21 protein-coding genes are annotated in these 17,183 nt (G+C 35.8%); 20 read left to right on the top strand and 1 reads right to left on the bottom strand.

The features are described from left to right. Positions 1–248 precede the first annotated feature (248 nt). The gene (locus ACYQ2D_RS06625; RefSeq protein ID WP_022304650.1) at positions 249–959 is read left to right on the top strand and encodes a phosphatase; all 711 of its coding nucleotides are present in this window, start codon (positions 249–251) and stop codon (positions 957–959) included. A gap of 107 nt (positions 960–1,066) precedes the next feature. After that, a complete protein-coding gene (locus tag ACYQ2D_RS06620; protein WP_459784963.1) occupies positions 1,067–1,366 on the top strand; it encodes a YerC/YecD family TrpR-related protein in 300 nt (99 codons plus the stop codon). A gap of 84 nt (positions 1,367–1,450) precedes the next feature. On the opposite strand, the gene ACYQ2D_RS06615 is transcribed toward ACYQ2D_RS06620, so the two are convergent. After that, entirely contained in the window at positions 1,451–2,083 is a 633-nt protein-coding gene (locus ACYQ2D_RS06615; RefSeq protein WP_459784962.1) for a DUF1836 domain-containing protein, read from the bottom strand. A 150-nt stretch (positions 2,084–2,233) separates the two neighbouring features. Between ACYQ2D_RS06615 and pcrA the strand changes: the two genes are divergently transcribed. The 18 genes from pcrA to ACYQ2D_RS06525 all read left to right on the top strand — a co-directional run bounded on the left by pcrA (position 2,234) and on the right by ACYQ2D_RS06525 (position 17,157). After that, complete coding sequence (gene pcrA, locus ACYQ2D_RS06610; RefSeq protein ID WP_459784961.1) at positions 2,234–4,456, top strand: DNA helicase PcrA; 2,223 nt, start codon at positions 2,234–2,236, stop codon at positions 4,454–4,456. A gap of 319 nt (positions 4,457–4,775) precedes the next feature. Then, a complete protein-coding gene (locus tag ACYQ2D_RS06605; RefSeq protein WP_022304646.1) occupies positions 4,776–5,027 on the top strand; it encodes a hypothetical protein in 252 nt (83 codons plus the stop codon). Positions 5,028–5,131: 104 nt separating this feature from the next. Continuing rightward, positions 5,132–6,523 carry a 23S rRNA (uracil(1939)-C(5))-methyltransferase RlmD gene (rlmD, locus tag ACYQ2D_RS06600; protein ID WP_118701077.1) on the top strand — a complete coding sequence of 464 codons (1,392 nt, stop codon included), beginning with the start codon at positions 5,132–5,134 and terminating at the stop codon, positions 6,521–6,523. A gap of 52 nt (positions 6,524–6,575) precedes the next feature. Continuing rightward, on the top strand, positions 6,576–7,037 hold the full coding sequence (locus ACYQ2D_RS06595) for an AAA family ATPase (RefSeq protein ID WP_117455089.1): 462 nt from the start codon (positions 6,576–6,578) through the stop codon (positions 7,035–7,037). Beyond that, positions 7,034–7,576, top strand: coding sequence for an RNA 2'-phosphotransferase (locus ACYQ2D_RS06590; protein WP_117455091.1), 543 nt, complete (start codon positions 7,034–7,036; stop codon positions 7,574–7,576). Before ACYQ2D_RS06595 ends, ACYQ2D_RS06590 begins: the two co-directional genes overlap by 4 nt. Before the next feature lie 146 nt (positions 7,577–7,722). Continuing rightward, entirely contained in the window at positions 7,723–7,947 is a 225-nt protein-coding gene (locus tag ACYQ2D_RS06585) for a VOC family protein (RefSeq protein WP_243182647.1), read from the top strand. 13 nt (positions 7,948–7,960) lie between these two features. Further along, on the top strand, positions 7,961–8,551 hold the full coding sequence (locus tag ACYQ2D_RS06580; protein ID WP_117455093.1) for a DUF1349 domain-containing protein: 591 nt from the start codon (positions 7,961–7,963) through the stop codon (positions 8,549–8,551). A 254-nt stretch (positions 8,552–8,805) separates the two neighbouring features. Further along, positions 8,806–9,021, top strand: a complete 216-nt coding sequence (locus ACYQ2D_RS06575; RefSeq protein WP_117455095.1) for a helix-turn-helix transcriptional regulator — start codon at positions 8,806–8,808, stop codon at positions 9,019–9,021. After that, positions 9,008–9,466, top strand: coding sequence for a DUF6773 family protein (locus tag ACYQ2D_RS06570; protein ID WP_117455097.1), 459 nt, complete (start codon positions 9,008–9,010; stop codon positions 9,464–9,466). Before ACYQ2D_RS06575 ends, ACYQ2D_RS06570 begins: the two co-directional genes overlap by 14 nt. A 146-nt stretch (positions 9,467–9,612) precedes the next feature. Further along, positions 9,613–10,959 carry an MATE family efflux transporter gene (locus ACYQ2D_RS06565; RefSeq protein WP_118701076.1) on the top strand — a complete coding sequence of 449 codons (1,347 nt, stop codon included), beginning with the start codon at positions 9,613–9,615 and terminating at the stop codon, positions 10,957–10,959. A gap of 16 nt (positions 10,960–10,975) precedes the next feature. After that, the gene (locus ACYQ2D_RS06560) at positions 10,976–11,599 is read left to right on the top strand and encodes a methylated-DNA--[protein]-cysteine S-methyltransferase (protein WP_459784958.1); all 624 of its coding nucleotides are present in this window, start codon (positions 10,976–10,978) and stop codon (positions 11,597–11,599) included. Between the two features lie 193 nt (positions 11,600–11,792). Continuing rightward, positions 11,793–13,088 carry an ATP-binding response regulator gene (locus ACYQ2D_RS06555; RefSeq protein WP_459784957.1) on the top strand — a complete coding sequence of 432 codons (1,296 nt, stop codon included), beginning with the start codon at positions 11,793–11,795 and terminating at the stop codon, positions 13,086–13,088. Positions 13,089–13,290: 202 nt separating this feature from the next. Beyond that, positions 13,291–13,440 (top strand): hypothetical protein, encoded by a 150-nt coding sequence (locus ACYQ2D_RS06550; protein WP_459784955.1) that lies wholly within the window; start codon positions 13,291–13,293, stop codon positions 13,438–13,440. Positions 13,441–13,455: 15 nt separating this feature from the next. Further along, a complete protein-coding gene (locus ACYQ2D_RS06545) occupies positions 13,456–13,650 on the top strand; it encodes a hypothetical protein (RefSeq protein WP_459784953.1) in 195 nt (64 codons plus the stop codon). 428 nt (positions 13,651–14,078) lie between these two features. Continuing rightward, a complete protein-coding gene (gene iscB / locus ACYQ2D_RS06540; protein WP_459784951.1) occupies positions 14,079–15,350 on the top strand; it encodes an RNA-guided endonuclease IscB in 1,272 nt (423 codons plus the stop codon). 74 nt (positions 15,351–15,424) lie between these two features. Continuing rightward, positions 15,425–15,694, top strand: a complete 270-nt coding sequence (locus tag ACYQ2D_RS06535) for a DUF7724 family protein (protein ID WP_022304632.1) — start codon at positions 15,425–15,427, stop codon at positions 15,692–15,694. A 16-nt stretch (positions 15,695–15,710) separates the two neighbouring features. Continuing rightward, complete coding sequence (locus tag ACYQ2D_RS06530) at positions 15,711–16,109, top strand: C-GCAxxG-C-C family protein (protein WP_022304631.1); 399 nt, start codon at positions 15,711–15,713, stop codon at positions 16,107–16,109. A gap of 100 nt (positions 16,110–16,209) precedes the next feature. Further along, positions 16,210–17,157: an aldo/keto reductase gene (locus ACYQ2D_RS06525; RefSeq protein ID WP_444139466.1), complete on the top strand. Its 948-nt coding sequence runs from the start codon at positions 16,210–16,212 to the stop codon at positions 17,155–17,157. The last annotated feature ends 26 nt before the right edge of the window (positions 17,158–17,183 follow it).

Below are 17,183 nucleotides of genomic sequence, written 5' to 3'. Positions count from 1 at the left end.
GCGCAGAGCATTAAGCAGATTGTGAATGTCCGCTTTACAGCAGGAGACAGTGTACAGAAAATTTTTTCTATACGCTGTCTTTTTTTGCGTTGTTTTTACGATGCTAATGCTATAGTGTAATAGGAAAACATACTTGATTTTGAAAAATAAGAGCGGTATAATAAAAGCCCTGTTAGCAAGAAAAAATTTTACAGAGGAGAAGGAATAAAGACTCCGAGAATACATAATTGAATCAGGAGGAGAGTATCATGAAATACGTACTGGATGTGCACACACATACGATTGCAAGCGGACATGCCTATAATACGATTAAAGAAATGGCACAGTCTGCATCAGAAAAAGGGCTGGAGTTGTTGGGAATCACAGAACATGCAATGAAAATGCCGGGAACCTGTCATTCGTTTTATTTTGCAAATTTAAAAATGCTGGAACGAAAGATGTTTGGGGTAGAAATGCTGTTTGGTGTGGAACTTAATATCTTAAATCAAGACGGTGAAGTAGATATGGAAGAAAATCTCTTAAAAAAAATGGACATCGTGATTGCAAGTATGCATATACCTTGCTTTAAGTCTGGTACAAAAGAAGAAAATACACAGACTTATTTAAAAGTTATGGAAAATCCTTATGTGAATATTATCGGGCATCCGGACGATGGAAGATTTCCGGTCGATTATGAACAGCTGGTACTTGGAGCAAAGAAGCATCATGTACTTCTGGAAGTGAATAATAACTCTTTAGACCCTCGCTGTACCAGAGAAAATGGGGAAGAGAATGTAAAGGACATGCTTTGCTATTGTAAGAAATATGAAGTTCCGGTTGTGGTGGATAGTGATGCACATACAGATGCTCTGGTTGGCTGTCACTGCTTTGCTGAAAAAGTAATAAAAGAAGTAGATTTTCCGGAAGAACTGATTATAAACCGTTCTGTAGAAGAACTGAAAAAATTTCTTAATAAGTAAATTTTGAAAATACTGCTTTACTTTAAAATTTTAGTGTGTTAATATAGGAAGAAGAGAAGTCATATTGGGGTGACAAAAATATACGTTATGATAGGAGAGTTAGAATTATGAGTAAAAAAATTCATACAGAAGCAGTCGATTCTTTATTTGATGCGATTTTATGTTTAAAAGATAGAGAGGAATGTTATACATTTTTTGAAGATGTATGCACAATCAATGAAATCTTGTCTTTGTCACAGCGTTTTGAGGTAGCAAAGATGCTCAAAGATAAGAGAACTTATCTTGATATTTCCGAAAAGACAGGTGCTTCCACAGCAACCATCAGCCGTGTAAACAGAAGTCTGAACTATGGAAATGACGGATACGAAATGGTATTTAAGAGAATGACGGAAAAAACAGAAGAATAAAAACAGAAAAGAAAAAGTCAGGAGAGGACCTTTTAAAAATAAAAATGTGTACCTCTCCATTTTTTTGAGAATTTTTACAATTTATTATTTCTTACTGTTCTTATTCTTATTTTTCGTCTCTTTGGGCTGGTTATCTGCCATGTCGTCTATAATCTTTTCGATAACCTGTTTTTTAACATAGACGTCAAAACTGAGCATACAGATGAAAGAGAATTTTCGGAGAAAATCCTGTTCTTCTTCTGTTGCGTGCTCAAAAGAACTGCAGGCAAGTTTATATTTTTTGGTTACGTCTTTGGCAAGTGGCTCAATCTGCTTAAGTTCTAAGTTCATAATCTCATTATAAAGTTCGGTCATATCCATTGAGCCGTCACCGGAAAAATAATTTTCGGAAATCGGATCAAGCAGGGTCTGGATATCATTGATACATAAAATATTTTTTAAATAATAGATAAAAGTAAGCATTAAAAGATGCTCTTTTGAATATTTCTTTTTGACCGGTGGCGGTAACAGGTTATTTTTGGCATAGTTGTTAATCATGGTTTTCGTCAGAATTTTATCTCCTTCATGTCTTCTTGAAGAAGAAAGATGACTCTCCATAAATGTCGTTACCTGATCCATATATAAATCAATTTCCGGAATTTCTTCAGGTTTAATATAAGAAATACGAGAAATGCTTTCAAGAATACTATTGAGCATGTCTTTTGTGTCAATTGTCATTTTATCACCTCTATGCTATATTATATAGTTTTCAAAACTATTTGTAAACGAATTTCTGTAAAATTTTCACGCTTGAAGCCGATAAGGGGAGTATGGTATATTGTAGAAACAGGTGACACTGAAAAATAATTTTAAAGAAGGTGCAGGTTTATGAGTATATATGATACCTTAAATCCGGAACAGAAAGAAGCTGTCTTACAGACGGAAGGTCCGGTTTTAATTTTAGCAGGCGCCGGTTCTGGAAAGACCCGTGTGCTGACCCATCGAATTGCCTATCTGATCGATGAAAAAGGAATTAATCCGTGGAATATCATGGCGATTACATTTACTAATAAGGCAGCAGGTGAAATGCGGGAACGAGTGGATAAGATTGTGGGATTTGGCTCGGAAAGCATCTGGGTTTCAACCTTTCACTCAAGCTGTGTGCGGATTTTAAGAAGGTACATTGACCGCTTAGGCTATGAAAATAATTTTACGATTTATGATACCGATGACCAGAAAAGTCTGATGAAAGAAGTCTGCAAAAAACTGAATATTGACACGAAAATCTATAAAGAACGTGCGATTTTAGGTGCAATTTCTTCTGCAAAGGATAATCTGGTTGGTCCGGAAGAATACGAAAAAAGTGTGATGGACGATTACGGCCGGAAAAAAATTGCAATGGCGTATACAGAGTATCAGAAAGAATTAAAGAAAAACAATGCATTGGACTTTGATGATTTGATTGTAAAAACTGTTGAATTGTTCCAGAGCTGTCCAGATGTGCTGGATTCTTATCAGGAAAGATTTAAGTATATTATGGTAGACGAATATCAGGATACGAACACAGCGCAATTTAAGTTTGTCAGCCTTTTAGCCGGCAAGTATCAGAATTTATGTGTTGTTGGTGATGACGATCAGTCCATCTATAAGTTCCGTGGTGCAAATATCGGAAATATTCTTGGATTTGAGAAGGTATTTCCAAGAGCAAAAGTAATTAAACTGGAGCAGAATTATCGTTCCACAAAAACAATCCTTGAGGCTGCCAATCAGGTCATTCACAATAATATTGGAAGAAAAGCAAAAACGCTTTGGACCGATAATGAAATCGGTGAACCCGTGCATTACCGCCAGTTTATGAATGGTTATGAAGAGGCAGAATATATCGCAGGAGACATTAGTAAAAGGGTTCGTGAGGGAGAATGTGAATATAAAGACTGCGCAATTCTATATCGAACCAACGCACAGTCCCGTATGTTTGAAGAAAAATTTTTGATGGCAAATATTCCATACAGACTGGTAGGGGGCGTAAACTTCTATGCACGTAAGGAAATCAAAGATTTGCTGGCCTATTTAAAAACCGTAGATAATGCCAGAGATGACCTTGCAGTGCGTCGTATTATCAACGTGCCAAAGAGAGGAATTGGTGCTGCAAGTCTCTCTAAAGTGCAGGATTTTGCAGACCAGAACGGAATTGGATTCTATGATGCTTTGCAAAGAGCAGATGAAATTACAACACTTGGACGTGCAGTATCTAAAATTACACCATTTGTAACCTTTATTCAGAGTTTAAGAAGTAAATTGGACTATATCAGTCCGTCTGAATTATTGAAAGATATTATTGACGAAACCGGGTATGTGACAGAACTTCAGGCAGAAAAAACAGAAGAAGCGGAATCTCGAATCGAAAATATTGATGAATTGATTACAAAAGTGGTAAGTTATGAAGAAGAATGTGAAGCAAATAATGAAGAAATCAGCTTAAGTGGTTTCTTGGAAGAAGTGGCATTGATTGCGGATATTGACACGGTAGATGGAGATGACAACCGTGTACTTCTAATGACTCTTCACAGTGCAAAAGGTTTGGAATTTCCTTATGTATATCTGGCAGGAATGGAAGATGGCGTATTCCCAAGTTACATGACTATCGTGTCAGATGACCCGACTGAAATCGAAGAAGAAAGACGTCTTTGTTATGTTGGAATCACAAGAGCGATGAAGGATTTGACTCTGACCTGTGCACAGCAGAGAATGATTCGTGGAGAAACCCAGTATAATAAGCCGTCCAGATTTATCCGTGAAATTCCGAAGGAATTAGTAGACCTTGGAAGAAATTTCAAAGAAAGAAAAGTAAAAGAAATTCCGCTTCCAAAAGGCTACCAGCAGATGAAAAAAGCAATCAAAGAGCCGGCATTTATGCAGAAAAAATTTGAGGTAAAAAAAGCATCCAGCCTTTCTTATGATGTGGGAGATACTGTCAAACATATCAAATTTGGAACTGGTGTGGTAAAATCCATTGTTGATGGTGGAAGAGATTACGAAGTAACGGTAGCTTTTGAAAAAGCAGGCGTAAAAAAGATGTTTGCATCCTTTGCAAAATTAAAGAAATTATAACATTATTTTAACCAAATCAAGTAAGTCCCCTGCTTCAATTGCGAAAAGCAATAAGCAGGGGTGGGGACTTGCTTGTATCAGGAGGGGGTAAGCCCCTTCTGATAAGCTGCGTAGCAGCTATTTGGTTATGAGCAAGTAGCGAAGCGGATTGCGAATATCCACTTGACAATGCAAAAGATAAAAGTACAAATACAAGGAAAGAAGAAAGAAAAGATAGTAAAATCTACATAAGCGTGATATAATAATGGAAACAGCCAAAGTAACGGACTTAAAATTGCCAGAAAGTAAGTTTCTGTGCAAGAGAGGAAGGTGTAGTATTATGAATCGTATTGAAGATTTAGTAGCAGCATTGCAGAAAAGGGAAGAGGAGAAAAATAAAAATACAGTTTTATGGATTCTCGCAATTGTTGGAGCTGTATCTGTAGTTGCAGGAATTGCTTATGCGGTTTATCGTTTCTTCACACCGGATTATCTCGAAGATTTTGAAGAAGACTTTGATGATGATTTCGATGACTACTTCGAGGATGATGAGGAAAACGAAGAACACGAAGAAGATAAGGACGAAGAGTAACAAAATAATAAAAAGAAGCTTCGGGAAACCGGAGCTTCTTTTTTAGAAAGAATGAAATAGAAAATAAAGAAGAATAAATAGCATCAGATATGGAGGTCGAACATTTGAAAAAAGGTGAAATTTATGAAGGCGTAGTAGAAAAAATTGAATTTCCAAATAAAGGAAAAGTAAAAGTTGGAGAAGAAACGGTTATTGTAAAAAATGCAATCCCAGGTCAGAAAGTCCGTTTTATGATAAATAAAAAACGTGGAAAAAAATTAGAGGGACGTCTTTTGGAAGTATTAGAAAAATCTCCTCTTGAAAAAAGAGAACCGGTCTGTAGCATTTTTCCGGCATGTGGAGGCTGTATGTATCAGACCATGTCTTATGAAGACCAGCTTAAGATGAAGGCAAAGCAGGTAAAAGAACTTTTAGATACAGCAGTAAAAAATGGTGGACAGGTAGACGAAAACGGAAATCCGGATTATGTATTTGAAGGAATCAAAGGAAGTCCATTTGAATTTGCTTACCGCAACAAAATGGAATTTTCCTTCGGAGATGAATATAAGGACGGACCGCTTGCACTTGGACTGCACAAAAAAGGCAGTACTTATGATGTGTTAAGTGCCCGTGACTGTAAATTGGTACATGAAGATATGACAAAAATCCTTTGTTGTGTCCTTGAATATTTTCAGGAAAGAAAGACCAGTTTTTATAAAAAAATGCAGCATGTGGGCTATCTGCGCCATCTGCTGTTACGCCGTGCCAACACAACCGGAGAAATTTTAGTCAATCTGGTAACTACAAGTCAGGAAGAAATGGATTTAACACCATTAAAAGAAGCACTTCTTGCATTGGATTTGGAAGGAAAAATTGTGGGATTTCTTCATATTATCAATGATGGATTATCCGATATGGTAAGAAGCGATGAGACGAGAATTCTTTATGGACAGGATTACTTCTACGAAGAAATCTTAGGATTAAAATTCAAAGTGACGCCATTTTCTTTCTTTCAGCCAAATTCTTACGGTGCAGAAGTACTTTACAATACTGCAAGAGAATACCTTGGAAGTACAAAAGATATGACCGTGTTTGATTTATATAGCGGAACCGGAACGATTTCACAGATTTTAGCACCGGTAGCAAAAGAGGTAATTGGTGTGGAAATTGTGGAAGAAGCAGTTGAAGCAGCAAAAGCAAATGCAGCTTTAAATGGAATCGAAAACTGCCACTTTATCGCAGGCGATGTATTAAAAGTGATCGATGAGATCAAAGAAAAACCAGATACGATCGTGCTTGACCCGCCAAGAGATGGAATCCATCCAAAAGCACTGCCAAAGATTATTCAGTATGGAGTGGATAAGATCGTGTATATTTCCTGTAAACCATCCAGTTTGGCAAGAGATTTGGAAGTGTTCTTACAGAGAGGATATCGAGTTGAAAAATGTGTGTGCGTGGACCAATTTTGTCAGACGGTGCATGTTGAAACTGTCGCATGTTTGAAAAAGGTAAAATAGTAAAAGCTTTTGAAACAAAAATGATAAATTGGAACTTTATGGGGAGATTTCAATGAAAATCCATATTATAGGAGGAAGCGGTTCTGGAAAAACTTATCTGGCAGACAAATTATCAAAAGAATATGGTATTACACATTATGATTTAGATGAACTGCAATGGGATAATAAAGCAGATTCTTATGGGGTAAAAAGAAATGCAGAAGAACGACAGGAAATATTGGAAGATATTCTTGAAAATGAGCAATGGATTATAGAAGGTGTTTATTATAAATGGTGTAAACAGTGCTTTGCAGATGCAGATAAGATTTATTTATTGCAAGTTCCAAGACGAGTTTATATTTATAGAATCGTGAAACGATTTTTGAAAAGAAAACTTGGATTAGAAAAAGGAAAAAAAGAAACGATAAGGTCGCTTATTCATTTAATCAAATGGGCGGATATATATGAAAAAAATGATATGATTGAGATAAAGAAAATTTTAGAACGATATAAGGATAAGGTGATGATAATATGAACTTAACAAGAACCAGTTGTTTTTTAAGTCTGATTTTACGCCACAAGCCAGAAACCATTGGTATCAGTCTGGATGAACATGGCTGGGCGAATGTGGATGAATTGATTGAGGGCATTTCAAAAACAAGAGAATTCAATATGGATATTTTAGAAGAAATTGTCCGGACAGATGAGAAAGAGAGATATTCTTTTAATGAGGACAAGACTTTAATTCGGGCGAATCAGGGTCATTCCATTCCAGTGGACGTTGAATTAGAAAAGGTAGAACCTCCAGAGGAATTATGGCATGGAACAGGTGAAAAGTATGTTTCTTCGATTGATGAGATTGGTCTGATTCGCAAAAGCAGATTGTATGTGCATTTATCAAAGGATAAAGAAACTGCGGTTAAAGTTGGAAGCAGACATGGAAAACCAGTGATTTATACTGTAAAGGCAAGAGAAATGTATCAGGATGGATATGAGTTCTTCTTATCAAAAAACGGAGTGTGGCTTACAAAAGAAGTACCGGTGAAGTATTTGGAAAAAATAGTAAAAGAATAAATAATAAGGACAGAGAAAATGGTTAAAAAACCAGAAAACTCTGTCCTTATTTTATTTGCGATATTGTTCAATAAATATATAAAATAAACCAATGAAATCAGAAGAAATTTATAATATAATTCAAGAAAAAGAAGGAGAGTGAGTAAATGAAGTTTGATATTATGAATGCAAATGTAAAAATAGAAAACTCTCAATATGGGAAAACCCTTTCCATATATGTTGATAGCAAGAATAAAGTGAATCAATTAATGATAAAGCTGGCAGATGCAGGATTTGTTGTTGATTATGAGCCACGTTATGAAATGCAGAATTATGAGGGATGTTTTCTATACGAAGATGGAAATTCAATTAAAGTTTGTTACAAATTGTAGAGGAGAGAATGATATGGAATTTAATTGGTTAAACAAAAGTGAAATGGAAGTTGAAGAAAATAAAATTAAGATATATGCACCAAAAGAAAGTGATTTCTTTTGCAATAATGGAGCAGTGTCAGAAGAGGGAATTACACCGGAATCTTTGAGTAATGCTCCATTCTATTATACAGAAGTAGAAGGCGATTTTGTATTAAGAGTCAAAGTGTCCCATGATTTTAAAGATACCTATGATTCTGCGTCTCTGATGGTAATGGAGGATATGGAGAATTGGGCAAAAAGCTGTTTTGAAAAAACAGATTTTGATACTCATGCGGCAGTTAGTGTGGTCACTAAAAATGGTATGTCTGATGATGCGAATGGATGTAATATGATTGGAAATAGTGTTTGGCTTCAGATTTGCAGAGTAGATAATTCTTATGCTTTTCATTATTCCGAAGATGGAGAAACTTATTATATGACCAGATTTTTTAACCTGTCAGGACAGAAAAAAATTAAAGTGGGATTACTGGCACAAGCACCTCAGGGAAATGGAGGAATTCGTACCTATGAAAATCTTTCAATTGAAAAAAGAACAGTAAAGAATATAAGATTTGGAAAATAAAAAACGATAGGGATATTTAAAATTATAAATTTTTATTAAAATATTAGCAATTAGCAAAAATTTTAGAATCTAATATTTTAAAATAGACGAAAAAAGTACCGGAAAAGAAGGACAAAAGCTCCTTTTTTATCCGGTACTTTTTGTTGTCATATTATCTATTAGTTCGTTTATAGTTTACTAAAAATAAAATATACTTGACTTTTTATCGGATAAATGATACCTTAGAGAAAAGAAAAGCCGGAGGTGAATTACACGTGTCAAAGAATATTGCTATTAAAGTAGCAAGAGCAGAAAAAGATATGACACAAAAAGCATTAGCGGAAGCAGTTGGGGTTTCAAGGCAGACGATAAATGCCATTGAAAAAGGAGAATACAATCCGACGATTAAATTATGTCGAAAAATCTGCCGTGTGTTAGAAAAAGGTTTAGATGATTTGTTTTGGGAGGATGAGGATTATGAAGAAGAATAAAAGTAATCTGGATGAAAGACAGGAATTAAAGCTTCTTAAAATTGAACATAATGGATGCTGGTTTGCTTTTTGGGGATTGTTAGCTGTGATGTTGGTGCAGCTGCTTTTAGGAAATAACGATGCAAAAAATCTTGCAGGGGAATGGATTGTGTTTATGAGTTTATGTGTCTATCTTTTGACCGCTTGTATTAAAAATGGTATCTGGGACAGAAGATTAAAACCGACACTGAAAACAAATACGATTGCCAGTTTGATTGCAGGTATTCTGACCGGAATTGCCTGGTTCATCATTTCTTACCGCAACTATCATAAATTTGCAGGGGCTGTTGCGACAGGAAGCATTATGTTTCTTTGTGTAGGTGGTTTGTGCTTTGCCGGATTAACAGTATTTTCTGGAGTCTATAAAAAGAGAGTGAAAAAACTGGAAGAAGAATCTGAGGAATAAATCATACCAGAAAATATGATAGCTAGAAACAAATACCATTCATCGTGGAAAGGGGATAAAAGCCATTTTTCACGGTGTTTTTTTGTCTGAATTTTTGCTATAATGCGAGTTGAAATCGTATCAAAAATTTAAGAAGGGAATTTAAAATGAAACTAGAAAAAGACAGTATTTTTTACAGAAAACTATGGAGTCTGATGATTCCAATTGTACTGCAAAACCTGATGCTTGCAATGGTCGCAGTAGCCGATGCGTTTATGCTTGGGGGAATGAACCAGAATTATATGTCTGCGGTTTCACTGGCAACACAGATTCAGTTTATCCAAAACATGTTTCTGGCAGCAGCAACAGCAAGTCTTGGAATTTTGGGGGCACAGTACTGGGGAAAGGGAGATATCAAAACCTTAGATGATATTTTCTGTATGGCACTTCGGCTTTGTGGCATGGTATCCGTTATATTTTTTATTGGATGTGTATTCTTTGGAAAGTATCTGATGTTGGTTTTTACGAATGAATCTGTACTGATTGGGTATGGTGTGAGCTATCTGAAAATTGCAGGTTGTTCTTATCTGTTAACCGGAATTTCGCAGTGTTATCTTGTCATTATGAAAACAAGTGAACATGCAAAGACAACGGCAATTATCAGTTCATTTACCGTTTGTGTAAATATTATTTTAAACTGGATATTTATCTATGGTGCATTTGGCTTAGAAGCAATGGGAGTAAAAGGTGCAGCACTTGCGACCTTAGTGGCACGTATTTTAGAACTGGGCTGTTCGATTGTGATTTCTTATAAAGACGGCTACATTCATCCGGATATGAAGCGGTTGTTTTATCGAAATAAACAGCTTGCAAAAGATTTTCAAAAATGTGCCCTGCCGCTTCTTGGTGCGTGTTTGTTCTGGGGGATTGGATTTACGTCTTATTCATCCTTTATGGGACATCTGGGTGTTAATGCGGCAGCAGCAAACTCTGTGGCTGCGGTTGTGCGTGATATTATCTGCTGTTTTAGTGCGGGTATTTCAAGTGCAGCAGGAATTATGGTTGGAAATGAACTGGGAGCCGGAAATTTAAAACGAGGAAAATTATATGGAATCCGTTTATTAAAAATTTCACTGGTCTGTGGTGTGATGGCTTCCCTTTTGATGTTGGTGACTGCACCGATTATTCTGCATTTCGTGAATCTGACTCCACAGGCAGCAGGATATTTAAAAGGTATGTTTGGAGTGATTGCCTTTTACATGATAGGGCGTTCGGTCAATGATGTCACGATTAATGGAATCTTTGGAGCAGGTGGAGACACGATGTTTGATATGTACAGTCTTGCAGTATGCATGTGGTGCCTTGCAATTCCGCTTGCTGCACTTGGTACTTACTATTTTCACTGGCCAGTCGTAGTTGTGTATGCGTGTACCTGTATTGACGAAGTTGGGAAACTTCCGTGGGTATTTTTGCATTTTAGAAAATATAAATGGGTGAAGGATTTGACACATTAATTTAGAGGTGATTAAGATGAAAACACGAGAAGAGATTTTAGCTTATGGATTAACATTTGCGGATACTTATGTGGATACGCCGTTTTCTGATACAAACTGGCAGCTTGTACGGGTAAAGCAAAGCAAAAAAGCATTTTTGTGGACTTATGAGAAAGATGGTTTTTTGAATTTAAATGTAAAAGCAGACCCGGAGTGGCGTGATTTCTGGAGAAGCACTTATGAGTCTGTAATTCCGGGATATCATCAAAACAAAGAACATTGGAATACGATTATTTTAGATGGTAGTATTCCGGATGAAGATGTAAAGCGTATGATTGCAGAAAGTTATGATTTGGTAACGGACAGTCCGACAAAACGAATTTACGAAGCAGTGAAAAAAATTCCTAAAGGACATGTGGCAACGTATGGACAGATTGCAGAGATGGCCGGAAATCCGAGAATGTCAAGAGCTGTGGGAAATGCCTTACATAAAAATCCTGACCCGCTTCATATTCCATGTTTTCGAGTGGTGAATTCCAAAGGCGAACTTGCGGGCGCATTTGCATTTGGAGGAGGAAAAGCACAGGAAGAACTTTTAAGAGAAGATGGAGTTGAAGTCGTGGATGGAAAAGTCGATTTAGAGAAATATGGAATGAAATAGATTAAGAAATGGTGGCAGATGCCGTCTGAGATATATTTATAGAAAATAGGGTAAAAATAAAAAGGACTTTAGCTGAAAAAAATTTTCGGTTAGAGTCCTTTTTTTACAAGAAAAGACAGTTCGATATGGTATGATTGTAGGAAAAATAAGATAGAAAAAAGAATAATTGAAAGTGAGTAGAAAGAAGAAAAGAATGAAGTCTTGGAAACAAAATCCTTCAGAAAAGAAAACTCAAAATCAATTAGAAAACAAAGTCGAAAAAGAAACAAAAGAAAATCAGTTCAATCGTGCAGAAACTATTTTTTTAAACAGTATTTCACATGATATAAGAACACCATTAAATGTGATTATCGGATATACGGCGCTTGCATCTGCCCATGTTAATGAAGCGCAGGAGGTAAAAAAATATCTATCGAAAATAGAGACAGCAAGCAACCATTTACTGTTATTAATAAATGATGTTCTGGATATGAGTCATATTGAAAGCGGAACATTAAAGCTTGAACACGCACCAGTGTATTTACCGGATGTGCTGGAAAATTTAAAAGCAATTATTCAGACAGATAGTTCTGCGAAACAGCTGAAATTTTGTGCAGATACCAAAAATATGGTGCATAAAAATGTTATTACGGATAAACTTAGATTAAATCAGGTATTATTAAATATCTTGGAAAATGCAGTAAAGTATACAAGACCTGGAGGAAAAATTTATTTTCAAATTCAGGAATTAAAAGGACAAGAGCCGGGATTTGCAAAATATGAATTTCGTGTAAAAGATACCGGAATTGGTATGAGTGAAGAATTTATAGCACATATATTTGAACCGTTTACCAGAGAACAGACCTCTACAGTTAGCGGGATTGAAGGAATGGGACTTGGAATGGCGATTGTAAAAAAGATTGTAGACAGGATGGGTGGTACTATTGCGGTAAAAAGCAGACAGGGGAAAGGGACAGAAGTTATAGTTATCTTGAAATTTAAAGTCAGCAGTCAACCTGTAGCAAATGAAATGCGGGCACTTTCAAGACCAGAACAGATGGAAACATTTTCAGAAAAGGAAAAGGCAAAACAAGAAAATTTGAAAGAAGAAAGTTTAGAAAATCCATTTAAAAACAAGAAGATTCTCTTGGTAGAAGATAATGAATTAAATCGGGAAATTGCGGTAGAACTGTTAAAAGAAGCTGGTTTTATTTTAGATACAGCAGAAGATGGAACAATAGCGGTAGAAAAAATGAGAACTGCAAAACCAGGTCAGTATGATTTGATTTTGATGGATATTCAAATGCCGATTATGGATGGATACGAAGCAACCCGCCAAATCCGAAAGCTAGAAAATCCAGAAACAGCTAATATTCCAATTGTGGCAATAACAGCAAATGCATTTGAAGAGGATAGACAAAAAGCACTGGAGGCAGGAATGAATGAACATGTATCAAAACCGATTGATTTGGAAAGGCTGTTGGAGGTTGTGAAGAAAGTACTGAAATAATGAAAGAATAATGAAAGAGAAAGAAAGCTTTGGAATGAAAAGATAGTTCCAAGGCTTTTTTTATTTTATAAGGAGAACTAAAAAAGTAAAGGAATCCTCGTATTTGAAAGATAAAAGTGGCATAATAGAGATATATAAATAATCTAGGTGTTTATAGAATGCAGTAGGAAGATTTACTGTATTAAATAAGGAGAAACAAAGTATGTTTATTAATTTTTCAAATCATCCAAGTGAGGCATGGGGAAAAACACAGTTAAATGCAGCAATGGAATATGGTGAGGTGATAGATATTCCATTTCCAGCAGTTAATCCGTATTCAAATGAGGAAGAAATTTATAAAATTTGTGAATAGTATGTGGCAAAGATTATGAATTTAAATCCGTCTTGTGTGTTATGTCAGGGTGAGTTTTGTGTTGCTTATGGAGTAATTTCGGCACTGAAAAAATTTGGAGTAAAGGTAGTTGCGGCTTGTAGTGAGAGAAAATCTGTGGAACGAAAGGTAGGAGATAATGTAAAGAAAATTTCTAGTTTTTCATTCGTACAGTTTCGGGAATATGAGTAAATTTTAAGAATGGAAACGGGATTAAAAAAGTAAAGAACATAAGAGGGGATAAAGTTTTCTTACAGGAGAAAGATAAACGATTTAAAAGAGTGGTAAAATTTTAGAAAATAATTTAAAATAATAGTAGTAACATGAGATGTAGTCAGCTGCCTTTGACCTAGAATTAATGTTTTAAAGAGGTTAGAACTTATAAAAGTTTAAGTTGACTAGCCTAAGTGCCTTAAACACTACGTTATTTCTGTTATCACACCTGCAAATGATACCCTAGTTTGCAGCTCTGTGCAGGCTCTGTAAACAACTCTGTGAGGTAGGAGTAGTCAACCTGAAGTCTCCGATTACGGGAAGCAGTTCTAACATTGGCGAAGGGTAACAAACTTTCTTAAATAGAAAGGTGCAGAACCTGAGGGTATCTGCAAAAGGTACATATTATGCGAGTATTTGTATTTAATATGCGAGGCGAACCTTTAATGCCGTGTACGCAAAGAAAAGCCCGCCTTTTATTGAAAGCAGGCAAAGCAAAAATTTATAAGTATAATCCATTTACTATTCAGTTAAAGTATGCAACTGGTGAGACTAAGCAGGAATGTCATGTTGGAATCGATACTGGTTCTAAGTATATTGGTCTTGCTGTGACCTCTGAAAATAAGGTTTTATTTAAGGGCGAAGTAGAGCTTCGTCAGGATGTAAAATCAAAAATTGATACAAAACGAATCTATCGCAGAAGTAGGCGAAATCGTAAGACTCGATATCGTAGATGTAGATTTTTGAATCGTAAACGGTTTGGCAAATGGCTTCCGCCTAGTTTACAAAATCGTATTAATCATACATTTAAATGGATTGATAAACTATGTTCTTTTATACCAGAATCAATTCTTCATATTGAAGTTGGCAAATTTGATATTGCTAAGATGATTAATCCAGAGGTTCATAGTGTTGATTATTCGCAAGGTCAAACTTATGGATATCAAGGAGAACGATATTTTATTTTTGCAAGAGATAACTATACATGTCAGGTATGTGGAGAAAGGAATAAGCCATTACAAACACATCATATTATTTATGTATCAAATGGTGGTACGAATCGTGTTGATAATCAAATCACGGTTTGTAAAGAGTGTCATACCAGTACGAATCATAAGAATGGAGGAATCTTTTATAAATGGCAGAAGGAACACAAAAAAGTTAAGCAGTATAAAGCACCACCATTTATGAATGTACTTAGACAACAAATTCTTAATCAATATCCACAGGCTCTTATTACATATGGTTTTGAAACTACTATTAAACGTAAAAATATTGGTTTAGAAAAAACGCATTATAATGATGCAATTGTTATTAGTGGAGTTTCTACTATTTCTGAGAATTTTCATGAATGGCTTCTTATTAGGCAATTTCGTAAGAAAAAACGTTCACTACACGAAGGAGTGCCTCGTAAGGGAAGAAAAGAACCGAATCGTATACAAAAGCGTAATAGCAAAAATACTCCATATTATCGTGGATTCTATCTGAATGATAAGGTGAGTGTATTTGGAAAGAGCGGATATATTACTGGATTTACCAATAGTGGAGCTTATGTCAAGGGCGTAGATGGTGAATACATTGTTTTACCGAATAAATCTTATAAGCGGGTAAATATTGCAAGTTTGAAGTTTATCTGCCACAATAATAATTGGCAGTATATTACAAAAAATGCCGTGTGATTCAAGATTTATTTTATCATCGTTATGGAGTATGAAATTCTAAATAGAAAAGGATAAAAGAAAGGAAATTCATTATGGATTATGCCACATTAAGTAATGAAGAGGGTTATACGGTTTTTGAGTTTGAAAATTATAGAATAAGATTTAAAGCACCGTATTCCTTAGAACATTATATTTCTGTTAAAGAATGGGATAATGGATACCTTGTTGTGATGGCAAAATATAGTCATAATAATGAATACGAGGAGGAATATATTGATTTAAATCCAATATTAGAAAATTTATATATTCCCTCCAATGAATTTTTGAGTAAAATAAAAGAAGTAAGAATACAAAATACTTAAGAAAAGAGGCTTTACAATGAACAAACACATAGAAAAAGCAATACAGCTTAGAAATGCAACTCCAATGGTCAACAATTGTTCTCAGACCATCCTTCGGGTTTATGCTGAGGAGCTTGGTTTGGATGAAAATCTTGCAGCAGGAATTGCCGGCAATTTTGGTGGCGGAATGAAATGCGGAAGCACCTGTGGGGCAATCACAGCAGGATTTATGATACTTGGAGCAAAGGGAATCGAATCTCCATTTGCGGTAAATGAATTCCGCAGACGAATTGCTGAAAAGCATGATGGAATGACAGACTGTGCGGAACTTTTAAGAGCCAATGCACAGAAAGGCGGAGCAAAGAAACCGCACTGTGATAATATGATTTTTGAAGCAATTGAGCTGATTGACGAATTAACAAAAGAAGCAGAGTAATTCGGTTATGAGCAAGTAGCGGAGCAAATTGCGAATATCCGCCGGATTAAGAGTAAAGTAATTTTACAAAGAAAAGTAAAGAACAGGGGGGACAAATCCAATGAAGTATACGAAATTTGGTAAAACAGGAATTGAAGTTTCTAAGATGTGTCTTGGCACATGGGGCATTGGTGGTGCCGGATGGGACAATTACTCAGATGAGAGCCGTATGGATGCAATTAAAGCAGCTTTAGATTGTGGTATTAATTTTATCGACACAGCACCAGCCTACAATGCAGGAAAAGCAGAACAGTATGTAGGAGAAACTCTGCATAAATTAGGTGCGAGAAAAGAAGTTGTGATTTCTACGAAATGTGGAAATGAATTTATTGATGGGAAATATGTCCGTTGTGGTTCAGCTGATAAAATCTTAAGAGAGTGTGATGAGTCTTTGCAGAATTTAAAGACAGACTATATTGATGTTTATCTGGTACACTGGCCAGACCCGAATGTTCCAATGGAAGAGACAATGGACGCATTAAATCAGTTAAAAAAACAGGGAAAGATTTTACATGCCGGAGTTTCTAATTTTACAAAGGAACAGATGGAAGAAGCAAACAAATATTGTGAAATCGAAGCCTATCAGCCACAGTTTTCCATGGTAGACCGGGATAATGAAGAATTAATCCGCTGGGCGCATGCACAGGACATGGGAGTTATGACTTATGGAACATTAGGTGGTGGAATTTTAACCGGAAAATATCGTGAGTTAAAAACGTATGAAGCAAACGATAATCGAAATAGATTCTATCCATATTTCAGAGAACCATTATTCTCAAAAGCGATGAAATTGTTATCTGTCATGGATAAAATCAGTAAAGAGAGAAATGTACCGCTTGCACAGATTGCATTAAACTGGACCTTGAAAAAAGAATTTATTTCTTCCTGCATCACAGGTTCACAGAGCCGTGATAAGATAGAGGCAAACTGCAAAGTATTCGACTGGGAATTAAGTGCAGAAGAAATGCAGATATTAGATAAAGCGATTGAGGAATATTCGAGAGAGTAAATAGAAAAAAGAGTGGGGAACAAAGA

The organism is Blautia stercoris, assembly GCF_054657695.1.
This window is presented reverse-complemented; position numbering and strand designations above follow the sequence as displayed.